The sequence below is a fragment of the Methylomonas sp. MS20 genome, from assembly GCF_050275925.1.
GTDB lineage: Bacteria > Pseudomonadota > Gammaproteobacteria > Methylococcales > Methylomonadaceae > Methylomonas > Methylomonas koyamae_A.
In genome coordinates this window covers 225,906-238,549 of record NZ_CP189962.1, presented here as the reverse complement: position 1 = coordinate 238,549, position 12,644 = coordinate 225,906, and the positions used below count along the sequence as shown (strand labels likewise).

The window sequence follows — 12,644 nt, the reverse complement described above, 5'->3', positions numbered from 1 at the left end:
CAAACCGGACAAACCCCATTTCTAACCTGTAACGAGAATAAAGTCAGCCGGAGTTTACCCGCCCTGATGCCATTCAAATCGTTCTGGATACTTGGCGATACCAACGGCAGCACGCCAATTTCAAACTCTTCGCTTACGCGATCCTGGAAAACCTGTCGCCCAGGCTACGGTTTTGGACAAATGCGTCGCCAGTTTCAAATCCTACTCTGACCGGCGAATCATCGACCTGCCGCAACAACAAAAGCCGAGCGCCTTTTGCAAAAGTTGCGTTTCGCCAAGGCCGCGCATAAGAACGACCGCGAATTCCCATTTTGGCAGAAAGGCCTAAACGCCGAACTAGTGTTTAGCGAGATGATGATGCGGGAAACGCTGGATTGCATCCACGCGGGAGCGCGATAACGGTAATCGGGATTGCTCCGCAATCAGTTAATATGTTAGAGTCAGTTCGGCGCGACAAGCTCCGTGGTAGAGACTCGAAACACTCTACTTCCAGACATCTCCTATTTTCAAACGTAAGGAAACAAAAATGTTCAGGAAATTATTATGGCCGGCATTGATTGGCGTATTTTCATTCAATGCTCACGCTAGCGAAGTTATCGATAATACGCCAATCCACTCAAATCAAATAACGGTCCCCGAAGTAACCATTCGCCCGGAATTGCCCGGTATAACAATATCGCCAGGACAGCCACCCGAAGGTGTTCCTGCCTCGAATCCTGTCCTTATTGGTCAGCGATTGGGCTATAACGAAGCTGAAAGCTTATGGCAATATAGCTATCAAATATTTGGCCAGCAAATCAACGAACACGCCGCATTAACTATTCCGTATTTCTCGGATCAAGAAATTAGTTTGTTATCGGGACCGAGCGGTTGGAATTTGGAAATTGGCAATACCGATCTGTTTAACCTGGGTCAGGGTGTTGGATATATACGCTGGAGTTACGACGGCGTTACGCCTGACAGTTCAAACCGAGTTTTTAGTTATTACTCGCATTGGTCTCCAGGACAAGCAAGCTATAATTTCGTTGAAGCGGATCAAACTACGTCGAGCGGATTTCTTGCTCAACCATTGTCGCCGCAAGCCGCGCTGGCTGGAATTACGCCGCTTCTGTTACCTGTTCCAGTGCCTATTCCTTCGTTAGCGCTTCCCTTGTCGGTCTTGTTAATAGGCTGGGTGTTAAGCGGCTCTAAGCAACAAGCCCGGACTGCGAAGGTGTTTGTTTAGCGTGCGACGCCGGAAAAGCCGGGTTGGATACTCGCTAACCCGGCCAGATAGAATTCCATAGTTCCGCCCCGAGCATTGTTGCTGCTGGACTGATAACAATGCCGTTCTCAGTCCAACAAACAGCGCGAAAGATGAAGTACTACCGCGTCGGCGCCCACGCCGAAGCGCCGACGCTCTGGCGCCCCTATAAAACCGCCATCTTTATTCAGGAACAATCCGGCAAGCCACTGCGACAGGGCAAACAACCGGCCTATTTCGGCTTGGTTGGAAAAGGCGCTTGTGGCCCCTGCGGCTGAAATCGTCTAACGCGCCGTTGCCGCGAGCGAATAAAAAGAATCAAGCCGAATGGCTTTGACGCCGAGTCCGGAACACTTTGCAATATAATCCGAGCATTAGCGATACATCACCTAGCCAAACCACACAACATGACCGACACACCCGACATCCTCAAAACCATCCTCGCCAAAAAAGCCGAAGAAGTAGCGCGCCGCAAGAACAACACACCGTTGGCTATGCTACAAGAATTGGCCGGCACCGTGCAGGCTCCGCGCGGCTTTTACCAGGCCTTGCGCAACAAGGCCGACCAGCAAAAACCGGCAATCATCGCCGAAATCAAAAAGGCTTCGCCCAGCCAAGGCGTGATCCGCGAGGACTTCAAGCCGGTGGAAATCGCGGTCGATTATGCCTTCAACGGTGCGACCTGTTTGTCGGTGTTGACCGACAAGGAATTTTTCCAGGGCTCGGAAGCCAATCTGCAAATGGTCCGCGAACGTTGCCCGCTGCCGGCGATCCGTAAGGATTTCATGATCGATCCGTATCAAATCCACGAATCGAGGGCGCTGGGCGCCGACTGTATCTTGTTGATCGTCGCCGCGCTGGACGACGCGATGCTGAAGGAACTGGCCGATACCGCGACCGGTTTGGGCATGGACGTGTTGGTGGAAGTGCACGATGCCGAGGAACTGGAACGGGCCTTGGCGCTGAACACCCATATGATAGGCATCAACAACCGCAATCTGCGTACCTTCGAAGTGTCCCTACAAACCACGCTGGACCTGAAAAACACGATTCCGGCCGACAAATTGATCGTCACCGAAAGCGGCATCCACACTCCGGCCGACGTCAAACTGATGCAGGACAACGGCATATACACCTTCCTGGTCGGCGAAGCCTTCATGCGCGCCGAATCGCCGGGTAAGAAGATGCGCGAGTTGTTTTTCTAAGTCCGTTATTTTCGGATTCGCTGATGCTCGCCGCTGCCGGGCCAGATTAGACCGACCAAACCCTTTTTTACTCGAAACGGGTTTACGTCTTTCACGCGCGCACGACGGAGACTGGTATAGTGCCGCCGGTTTTCACCGATGGGGGCGGGGCGATGGCTAATATCCTGGGGGCGGTCCGTGGTTGGAGATGGTGCTTGCTGGTGCTGCTGGCGCCCGTGGCCGGCTTGGCGGGCGACGAATTTTCGTTAATGCAGGCCCTGGCCGACCAGGGCTGGCACGACCTGGACGACGAGCGTTGGAACGCCTACGCCCAGGCTACCTACATCTCCAGCTGGAAACCGGCCTTCGCGGCGGCTTACACCAATCTGAACGGCACGCCGCATTCGCTCAGTCCGAATGCCGAGCGCAGTTTTACCGGCACCTTTACCGCTTATTTCGGTTTGAAAGCCTGGCCGGGCGGCGAGATTTATCTGGCGCCGGAAATGATTTCCGAACTGCCGCTGTCCGACTTGAAGGGCTTGGGCGGCGGCATCCAAAACTTCGAATTGCAAAAAACCGGCTCGGTCAGCGCGACCTGGTACAAGTCGCGGTTTTATCTTAAGCAAACCTTTGGCTTCGGTGGCGACGACGGCCGCAACGAGTCCGCGCCCTTGCAACTGGCCGGCGCGTTGGACAGCCACCGCTTGGTGGTCACTTTCGGCAATCTCAGCGTGTTGGACATTTTCGACAAGAACCGCTTTTCCGCCGACCTGCGCCAGCAGTTTTTGAACATGGCGTTTCTCAGCCACGCGGCTTACGACTTTGCCGCCGACGCGCGCGGTTATTCGGTCGGTCTGGCCGGCGAATATCATCTCGGCGCGTGGACCTTGCGGCTGGGCCGCTTCGCCACGCCCCAAAATCCCAACGATCTGCCGTTGGATTTCAACGTGTTCAACCATTACGGCGATCAACTGGAGATCGAACACCGCCACACGCTGTACGGCCAAGACGGCGCGGTGCGGCTGTTGGCCTACCGCAATCGGGAAATCATGGGTCGCTGGGACGCGGCCATCGCGGCGCTGAAGGACGACCCAAGCAAAAACGCCGCGGCTTGCGGCGGCTTTCATTACGACTCGACCAACGCCGGCGCGCCGGATCTGTGTTGGGTGCGCCGACCCAACGTCAAAACCGGCATCGGCATCAATATCGAACAGCGCTTGACTGGCGCGATCGGGATATTTCTACGCGGCATGGTTTCGGACGGGCAAACCGAGGTGTACTCCTATACCTCGGCCGACCGCTCGTTGTCGTTGGGCGCGGCCGTCGACGGCGAATATTGGGGCCGAGCCCGCGACACGGTCGGGGTCGGCTTCGCCAGCAGTTGGTTGTCGGCCAGCCACGTCGACTATTTGCGCCTGGGCGGCGTGGACGGATTTATCGGCGACGGCACCATCCGCTACCGGCCGGAACAGTTGGTAGACGTTTACTATAAATTCCATCCCTGGCCCTCGGTGTGGCTGACCGCCGACTACCAGCACATCGCCAATCCGGCCTACAATGCCGATCGAGGTCCGGTCGACGTTTACGGACTGCGCGCCCATTTCGAATTCTGACGTCGCGCGGTTGAAATCAACCGCAGGTTGGGGGATTTTACCCAAAAAAGGCTTTTCCGGAAAAAGATAGCGTATCGATAATAGTCTGCTATCATGCGCGGCCCGCGAACGGCGGGTGTCGGCGCGGACCGTAACCCCGACTCGGTAATGGCAAAGCTCTTGCTAAACTGAATCTGCTCCGGCGCGGCCGGAGGTTTAATCAATCACGGCGAAATTGATGCGAAAACGATTCCAGCAACTCTGTTGCCTCCTGGCGCTGCTCGGCGGGCAGTCGGCGTGGGCGCAAACCCGGCTAGTCAGCGCCGAGCAAACCTTGGCGCTGTTCTTTCAGCGCAATCTGGATTTGATCGCCGCCCAATACAACATCGATCAGGCCCGCGCCCAGGAAGTCATCGCCGGCGCCATCCCCAATCCGGATTTCAATTTCCAGTTGTCCGAGATCGGCGACAATCCCAACATGGGCTCGGCGGCGCGCGGCTGCAATCACAATCCGTCGGTCTCTTGCGGGCCCGCCGAATACTTTTCGTTCAGTCAGTTGATTGAGATGGCCGGCAAACGCGGTTTGCGCATCGAAAGCAGCGGCTTCGCGACGCAAGCCGCGGAAGCCGATCTGCGCGATGCAGTGCGTATCTTTAGCAATATGGTGCTGGACGCCTACTTCGATCTGTTGCTGGCCCAAAAAAACCGCTGGCTAGCCCAGGAAGCCGTCTCCCATTATCGGGACATCGCGGTGGCCAACAAGCTGCGCCTAAACAGCGGAGACATCGCCGAAGCGGATTTTTTACGGGTCAAAATGGAAGCCACCCGCGCCGAAGCGGATCTGGACGCGGCCGAAGCGGCGGTGCGTCAGGCCCAAACCTCGCTGGCGCAAGTTCTGCGTTGGCCGGAGCCGGACTGGCAATTCGAGGCCACCGAAGTCTGGCCGGCGCTCAGCGACATCGGCCAGCACGGCGATGAAACCGCATTGCTCGACCAAGCCTTGCGTCAGCGGCCGGATTTGCAGGCCGATCGGCGCCGCGCCGAGCAAGCGCAAAAGGAGCTGGAATTGGCCCGCCGCTTGAAATACCCGGACGTCACGGTCAACGCCGGTTACGCCCGCGACCCCAGCAACAACGCGCTCAATTCGTTTTTCGTCGGCGTCAGCGTGCCGGTGCCGGTGTTTTATCAGTACCAGGGCGAAGCCGACAAGGCGACAGTCGGTTTGAATCAAGCGCAATTGGCGGTCGAACAAACCGAACTGGCGATTCGTAGCGACGTGGCCAATGCGCTGGCCGCCTGGCGCAGCGCCGATAAAATCGCCCAACGCTACGAAAACGGCTTGCTGACCGATGCCCAAACCGTGCGAGACAGCGCCGAACTGGCTTTCAAAAAAGGCGCGACCGGCGTGTTGGATTTTATCGAGGCGCAGCGCAGTTACAAAACCGCGATGCGCGACTACTTCGCGGCCGTCGTCGGTCGTGCCAACGCCTATTACGACTTGGCCAAAGCCGTCGGCGACGAAACCCCGCTCGGCCATCCGGCCGCCGATTCAAATTCCATTCCCAAGCCCTGATGACCACCGTGTTTAAACGCCATTTTAACGTCCCGATTCGGACCGCGCTGCTGGCGGGCTTGCTGGCGCTGGCCGCGTGCAACGAAGCCGCCGATAAAACTCCGCCGCCCCCAGCTGCCAAAACGCCGGGCGAGGTGGTGTTGCAAGCCGATTCGCCGAAAAAAACCTACGTCAAGATTCGCGAAGTGGCCTACAGCCGGCCGCCGACGATGGAGCCTCTGGCCGGCAAGATCGCCTACGACGAAAACCTGACCTCGCGGATTAGCTCGCCGGTCGCCGGCCGGGTAGTCGGCCAAGCGCTGGCCTTGGGCAGCCAAGTCGCCGCCGGGTCGACGCTGTTGGAATTGCACAGCCCCGATGTCGCCGACGCCGAAGCCGATTTCGCCAAGGCTCGGGCCGAATCGACGCTGGCCAACCGGGCCTATCAACGCCAGCGCGAGCTCTACGAAGGCAAGGTCGTCGCCCGCAAGGACTTCGAGCAAGCCGAGGACGATTTGCAGCGGGCGCGCAGCGAACTGCAACGCACCGAAACCCGCTTGAAAAATCTGCATCTGGCCGGTCGCCAAGCCAACGGCCGGTTTGCGTTGAAATCGCCGTTGGCCGGCAACGTCGTCGAGCGTAACGTCAATCCCGGTCAGGAAGTCGGCCCGGACACCGACCGTCCATTGTTCGTGGTGTCCGACTTGAGCCGGCTGAGCGCGGTGCTGGAGGTGTTCGAGATCCATCTGAGCAAGATCAAGGTCGGTCAGCAAGTCAGCGTCGAAGTGCCCGCCTATCCGGGCGAACGTTTTCCGGCCGTGGTGCGCTATATCGGCCAAGTACTGGATGAAAACAGCCGCAGCGTGCAAGTGCGGTGCGAGCTGGCCAATCCGGACGGCCGCCTGCTGCCGGGCATGTACGCCAGCGTGACTCTGGAAAGCGACCCGTCTCAACAGGCGATCGTGATTCCGCTGACGGCGGTATTTACCGAGGCCGAATCCGATTACGTATTCGTCGCGACCGGGGAAAATCGTTTCAAGCAAAAGCCGATCAAAATCGGCCTGCGCCTGAAAGACCAAGGCGTCGTTCTGGAAGGCTTACAGCCCGGCGAGCGCCTAGTCACCGAAGGCGCCCTGGTGCTGCGCGCCGAGGAAGATGCCGACACTCAGGCCAATTGACCGGGATAGCTCATGATCGCGCGCATCATCGCTTTTTGTTTGCAGCAACGCTTGATGGCGATCGGCATGACGCTGGCCGTCGCCGTATCCGGCATCATTGCCTTCGAAAAACTGCCGGTTCAGGCCTTTCCCGACGTGCAGAACGTGTTCGTCCAAGTCGTTACCCAGTATCCCGGCCAGGCGCCGGAAGAGGTCGAAAAGTTGGTCACGCTGCCGATCGAACGGGAAATGAACGGTCTGCCGCATCTGCTGAACATGCGCTCGGTGTCGATCTTCGGCTTGTCGGTGGTGACGTTAACCTTCGACGACGACGCCGAGGATTACTTTTCGCGCCAGCAAGTACTGGAGCGCCTGCACAATGCCGACATTCCGGACGAGGTCAAACCGCAGTTGGGGCCTCTGTCGACCGGCGTCGGCGAGATTTACCGCTACGTGATCGACGCCAAACATCTGCCGTTGACCGAGCAGCGCGCGTTGCAGGACTGGGTGATCGAACCGAAGTTGCGCACCGTGCAGGGTGTGGCCGACGTGATTTCCTACGGCGGCGGCGTCAAGGAATACAAGGTACTGGTCAAACCTGATCGGCTGAAGAATTACCAACTCGATCTGAACCAAGTGTACGCGGCGATCGCCGCCAATAACACTAACACCGGCGGCGGCTATATCGAGGACGGCGACGAAGCCTTGGTAGTGCGGGGTGTCGGCTTGCTGAAGTCGGCCGACGAAATCGGCGATATCGTCGTCGCCAGCCACGACGGCGTGCCGGTGCGGGTCAAGGACATCGCCGAAATCGCGGTCGGCCCGCAACCGCGCACCGGCATCGTGGCGATGAATCAGCGCGACGACATCGTCGAAGGCATCGTGCTGTTGATCAAGGGCCGCGACGCGGTGGAAGTGGTCAATGGCGTCAAGGACAAGATCGCCGAACTGAACCAGTTCGGCCTGCCGCCCGGTGTCAAAATCACGCCGATTTACGACCGCACCGAGCTGGTCGGCCATACCGTGCATACCGTCGAACACAATATGATCGAAGGCGCGGCATTGATTCTGGTGATCCTGCTGGTGTTTTTGCGCCGCTTCCTGGCGGCCTTGCTGGTCACCTTGATCATTCCGCTGTCCTTACTGTTCGCGTTTATTCTGGTCGATGCCGGCGGCGTCTCGGCCAACCTGATTTCGTTGGGCGCGATCGATTTCGGCATTATCGTCGACAGCGCGGTAGTGCTGGTGGAAGCGGTGATGGTACAAATTACCCTGGATTTGCAGCGCAAGGCCGACATGCGCCATCTGCGCCAGTCGTTGCTGAACACCGCCACCGAGATGGGCCGGCCCATCCTGTTTTCCAAGGCCATTATCATCATCGCCTTTTTGCCGATCTTCACGTTCCAGCGCGTCGAAGCCAAAATCTTTTCGCCAATGGCCTACACGCTGAGCTTCGCATTGGTGGCGTCGATGCTGTTCAGCCTGACCTTCGTACCGGCAATGCTGACCTATTTGCTCGGGCCGAACATCGGCGAGCGCCACAATCCGTTGGTACACGCGATGGAACGCCACTACCGGCGCCTGCTGGAATGGGTGTTGCGCCACGCCAAAATCGTGTTTACGGCGGCGGTCGCGGCGCTGGTGTTGAGTTTCATGACCGTCCGGCTGATCGGTACCGAATTCATGCCCAAACTGGACGAGGGCAACATCTGGCTGACCATCACGCTGCCGACGCCGGTGTCGCTGACCACCGCCAAGGACATCGAACGGCGGGTGCGCGCCAAGCTGGAAACCTTTAGCGAAGCGAAAATGGTGCTGACCCAGTTGGGCCGGCCCGAAGACGGTACCGATCCGAAAGGCTTCAATAACCTGGAAGCGTTAATCGATCTAAACCCGAAATCGACTTGGCGTTACCATTCCAAGGACGAACTGGTGCAGGCGATGGATAAGGCCTTGGCGGTTTATCCCGGCCTGATGACCAACTTTTCCCAGGTGATTCAGGATAACGTCGAGGAGGCGATTTCCGGCGTCAAGGGCGAAATCGCGATCAAGGTGTTCGGCGGCGATTTGAAAACCTTGCAAGACCAAGCCGATCAAATTACCCAAATCCTGGCCTCGATCCGCGGCGCCACCGACGTGGCCGCCGAGCAGCAAGCCGGCTTGGCGCAAGCCATCGTCGAGATCGACCGCGCCAAGATTTCCCGTTACGGCATCAACGTCGCCGATGTGGAACGGGTCATGGAAATCGGCATGGGCGGCAAGGCGGCTTCTCAGTTTCTGGAAGGCGAACGGCGCTTCGACATCACGCTGCGCTATCAGGAGAACGCCCGCAATTCGATCGCCAGCCTGGAGAATTTGCTGGTCAGCTCGCCGGACGGCTTAAAGATTCCGTTGGCGCAACTGGCGACGATCAAGGTCAATCAGGGCGCGTCGCGCATCAGCCGCGAGGACAACATGCGGCGGATCGCGATCAAATGTAACCTAATCGACCGCGACCAGGGCAGCTTCGTCGCCGAAGCTCGGGAAAAAGTCGCCGAGCAAGTGGCCTTGCCGCCGGGCTATCATATCGTCTGGAGCGGCCAGTTCGAAAACCAGCAACGGGCGATGAAACGCCTGGCCATCATTGTTCCGATCAGTCTGGGATTGATCTTCGTCTTGCTGTTCTGGGCCTTCATGTCGGTTAGAAACGCGTTGTTGATCGTGATGAACGTACCGTTCGCGATGATCGGCGGTTTACTGATCCTGCTGGCGACCGGCATCAATTTGAGCGTGTCGGCGGCGGTCGGCTTTATCGCGCTGTTCGGCATCGCGGTACAAAACGGCGTGATTCTGGTATCGCAGTTGAACAAATTGCGCCGCGAAGGTCAGTCCCTGCACGACGCGATCGTCAACGGCTCGGTCAGCCGCTTGCGGCCGGTGGTCATGACCGCGCTGATGGCGATGCTGGGTTTGCTGCCGGCGGCTTTGTCCACCAGCGTCGGTTCGGAAACCGCCAAACCGTTCGCGGTGGTGATTATCGGCGGTTTGGCGACCGCCACCGTTCTAACATTGACCCTACTACCGGCCCTGTACCGTTATTTTTCCGAAGCCGACGAGCCCTAGGACTGCCCATGAAAGAGATACGCGCCTACATCCAACCGCATAAACTCAATCCCTTGACGTTGGCGCTATTGGAGATTCCCGGCTTTCCCGGCATGTCGGTGATGGATTGCGAAGGTTTCGGCCGGGAACGGACCGAACATATTCAGGACTACAAACCCTTCTTGCCCAAGAAGCGCATCGAGATTTTCGCGCCGGACGCACTGGCCGAGCGAATTTTTACCACGGTGATGCGAGTGGCCCACAGCGGCCACCACGGCGACGGCAAGGTCTACATGCTGGAGGTCCACAAGGGCGGGCGAATCAGCTCTGGCGAACGCGGCGAGGATTTGGCGTAAAAGGGCCGGTCGGCGTCCAGTCCGACCGGCCCCAGCGTTTTAAGGCAGCTTGACGGTGCGCGGCGCGTGCAACGTCGCGGCGCTTGGATCGTAGGCCGGATGCGGCGGCAGATAACGGCCCAGATAGCCGATCAGCGCGTCGATGTCCTGCGCGCCGCCTAGCATGTCGCCGCCCTGGGTGAACACGCTATAGTTGTCGCCGCCGGTCGCCATGAAGTTGTTGACCGTGACCCGGTAGGTTTGGCTGGGGTTGATCACCGCGCCGTCGCTGACGATCAGGTCGGTAGCGGTCGGGTTGCCATCGGCGTCGTAAACGCTCAGCGATACATTGCGTACCTTGGCGCAAGCCGGCGCGGACTCGCTCCACTCCTGATGCAAGCCGTTGGAGATTTGCAGGATGCGTTGCGAGGTTTGATTGTTCTTGGTCACGCCGTCGGACAACAAACAACCGCCGCCGACGAATTGCTGCTCCAGCACATCTTTTAATTGCGCGGCGGTCAAGGTCAGCGTCACCAAGCTGTTGCCGAACGGCTGCACCGTAAACGCTTCGCCGTAGCTGACGTCGTGCGGATAGCCGGCGGCGGTGAAGCCCGGATTGCGCACGCCGCCGGGGTTCATCAGCGCAAACTGGGCGCCGCCGAATGCCGCCGCCGAGGTGGCTTGCCATTGCGCATCGGCGATCAAATCGCCGGCCGCCATTTCGCCGGCGCCGTTCGCCGAGTTGGTAGCCGGGCCGGTAATCGTGCCTATCGTGCGAGCGGCCAGCGGTGCCACCAATGCGGCATAACCGTCGACGATGCCTTTGATTTCGGCGTCGGCCATATAATTGGCGTCGGTCCTGTCCACGGTGATGTTACGCGCATCGACCGCGACGACATCGCCGTTGGCGTGGTTGATGGTCAGGTCGATGTCGGTCAGCACCCGGCCGAACGAACTGGCCTGGGTCACCGGAATCGCGCGGCCGGCCTTGTTGGGCAACTGGCAGATGAAACCGGTGTGGGTGTGGCCGGAAATCACCATGTCCACCGCGTTGTCCAGTTGGGCGACGATGCCCTTGACCGGCGAAGTGGTCGGGTCTTGCAAGGCCGCCGAGCAATCGTTGATGAAATTCGGCGCCGCGCTGCCTTGCGAGCCGCCTTGATGCAGCAACACGACGATGGCTTCGACGCCCTGGGCGCGCAATTTCGGCACCAAGCCGTTGACGGTGGCGGCTTCGTCCTTGAACGCCAAACCGGCGACGCCGGCCGGCGTGACGATGGTCGGGGTTTCCTTCAAGGTCAAACCGATGAAGCCGACCTTGAGCTTGCCGCCGGCGGTGTTGAAGCTCTTGATGGCGTAAGCCGGAAACACGGTCTTGCCGTTCGCGGTGTTAACCACGTTGGCGGCCAGAAACTTGAATTTTGCGCCTTCGAACGGTACCGGCGTGCCGACTTCCGCGCCCTTGCAGGTGTTGCTGTCGGTCGGATGGCAGCCGCCCGCCTGCATCCGCAGCAACTCGTCCTTGCCTTCGTCGAACTCGTGGTTGCCGACCGCGTTGAATTCCAGGCCCAGGCGGTTCATCGTTTCTATCGTGCCTTCGTCGTGAAAAAAGGCCGAGATCAATGGGCTGGCACCGATCAGGTCGCCGGCCGACACGACGACGCTGTTCTGATTCTCCGCTTTCAACGCATCGACGTAAGCGGCCAGCATATCGACGCCGCCGGCCGGCTTGCTGACGATCGCGGTGCCGGAGCCGCCGGCCTGCACGCCGAAATTGCCCGGCGATTGCAGATTGCCGTGGAAGTCGTTGAATGCGACGATCTTAACGGTGCTAGTGGCGGCTTGCGCGCAACCCAGCGTCGCTAACGCGATGCCGATACCGGCGATCAATTGTTTGTTTCTCATGGCGATTCTCCCAATTAAGCCGAACGGCGCCGCGCGACGGCAGCCAACAAGCCGCTACCGGACAGCATCAGCCAAGCGGCGCCCGGCAACGGAACCGCCGTCAGAGCGACGCCGCCCAGGGTGGCGTTGAAGGGCACCCCCTCCGCATCCAGCGCGGACACCGCCAACAGGCCGGTGATATGGTGGCTGCCGGCGCCGAGCTGAAACAAGCCCCGGCTGAAATTGGTTTGACTCCAGGCCGTATCGAAATCGATCACGCTCGGCGTATCGCCATCCCGATAATTATTGATGCCGGCACTAGTAAAGGCCAAGCTGATACCGTTATCGAAGACCTGGAAACTATCGCCGGAAAAGCCGGCGTCCACGACTTTCAGAATCGCCGGAGCGCTCAACGTGAAATCGAATGCGATGGCCGAGCCGTCGTCGGCGATCCAGCTGAGCGGATCGATGCCGGATTCGGCGGAAAAATCATCGACAACGAACTCGCTCCAACTGCCGTCGACGGCTAAAGCGACCGTTTGGGCCTGAGCCGGTAGCGCGAATGCCAGCGCCACCGCCGCGAAAAATCTTGGTTTGAACATAAGTCTGTACCCCA

At 59.1% G+C, this 12,644-nt stretch carries 11 protein-coding genes; 9 read left to right on the top strand and 2 right to left on the bottom strand.

The annotated features are described in order from the left end of the window. Positions 1-255 precede the first annotated feature (255 nt). The 9 genes from ACQE3D_RS01025 to ACQE3D_RS00985 all read left to right on the top strand — a co-directional run bounded on the left by ACQE3D_RS01025 (position 256) and on the right by ACQE3D_RS00985 (position 10,165). On the top strand, positions 256-399 hold the full coding sequence (locus ACQE3D_RS01025) for a hypothetical protein (protein ID WP_313729343.1): 144 nt from the start codon (positions 256-258) through the stop codon (positions 397-399). A 127-nt stretch (positions 400-526) separates the two neighbouring features. Further along, positions 527-1,225, top strand: a complete 699-nt coding sequence (locus ACQE3D_RS01020) for a hypothetical protein (protein WP_313729344.1) — start codon at positions 527-529, stop codon at positions 1,223-1,225. Positions 1,226-1,356: 131 nt separating this feature from the next. Then, on the top strand, positions 1,357-1,521 hold the full coding sequence (locus tag ACQE3D_RS01015) for a hypothetical protein (RefSeq protein WP_175463757.1): 165 nt from the start codon (positions 1,357-1,359) through the stop codon (positions 1,519-1,521). A gap of 129 nt (positions 1,522-1,650) precedes the next feature. Continuing rightward, positions 1,651-2,448, top strand: a complete 798-nt coding sequence (gene trpC, locus ACQE3D_RS01010; RefSeq protein ID WP_313729345.1) for an indole-3-glycerol phosphate synthase TrpC — start codon at positions 1,651-1,653, stop codon at positions 2,446-2,448. Between the two features lie 152 nt (positions 2,449-2,600). Next, positions 2,601-4,040, top strand: a complete 1,440-nt coding sequence (locus ACQE3D_RS01005; RefSeq protein ID WP_313729346.1) for a carbohydrate porin — start codon at positions 2,601-2,603, stop codon at positions 4,038-4,040. Positions 4,041-4,257: 217 nt separating this feature from the next. After that, positions 4,258-5,592, top strand: a complete 1,335-nt coding sequence (locus tag ACQE3D_RS01000; RefSeq protein ID WP_313729347.1) for a TolC family protein — start codon at positions 4,258-4,260, stop codon at positions 5,590-5,592. Further along, positions 5,592-6,749, top strand: coding sequence for an efflux RND transporter periplasmic adaptor subunit (locus ACQE3D_RS00995; protein ID WP_313729348.1), 1,158 nt, complete (start codon positions 5,592-5,594; stop codon positions 6,747-6,749). The genes ACQE3D_RS01000 and ACQE3D_RS00995 overlap by 1 nt, the downstream gene beginning before the upstream one ends. Positions 6,750-6,761: 12 nt before the next feature. Further along, entirely contained in the window at positions 6,762-9,830 is a 3,069-nt protein-coding gene (locus ACQE3D_RS00990) for an efflux RND transporter permease subunit (RefSeq protein WP_168030294.1), read from the top strand. A gap of 8 nt (positions 9,831-9,838) precedes the next feature. Continuing rightward, complete coding sequence (locus ACQE3D_RS00985) at positions 9,839-10,165, top strand: P-II family nitrogen regulator (RefSeq protein WP_071160130.1); 327 nt, start codon at positions 9,839-9,841, stop codon at positions 10,163-10,165. A 39-nt stretch (positions 10,166-10,204) separates the two neighbouring features. On the opposite strand, the gene ACQE3D_RS00980 is transcribed toward ACQE3D_RS00985, so the two are convergent. Beyond that, positions 10,205-12,049, bottom strand: coding sequence for a bifunctional metallophosphatase/5'-nucleotidase (locus tag ACQE3D_RS00980; protein WP_313729349.1), 1,845 nt, complete (start codon positions 12,047-12,049; stop codon positions 10,205-10,207). Positions 12,050-12,063: 14 nt separating this feature from the next. After that, positions 12,064-12,630 carry a hypothetical protein gene (locus ACQE3D_RS00975; protein ID WP_313729350.1) on the bottom strand — a complete coding sequence of 189 codons (567 nt, stop codon included), beginning with the start codon at positions 12,628-12,630 and terminating at the stop codon, positions 12,064-12,066. Between the last annotated feature and the right edge of the window lie 14 nt (positions 12,631-12,644).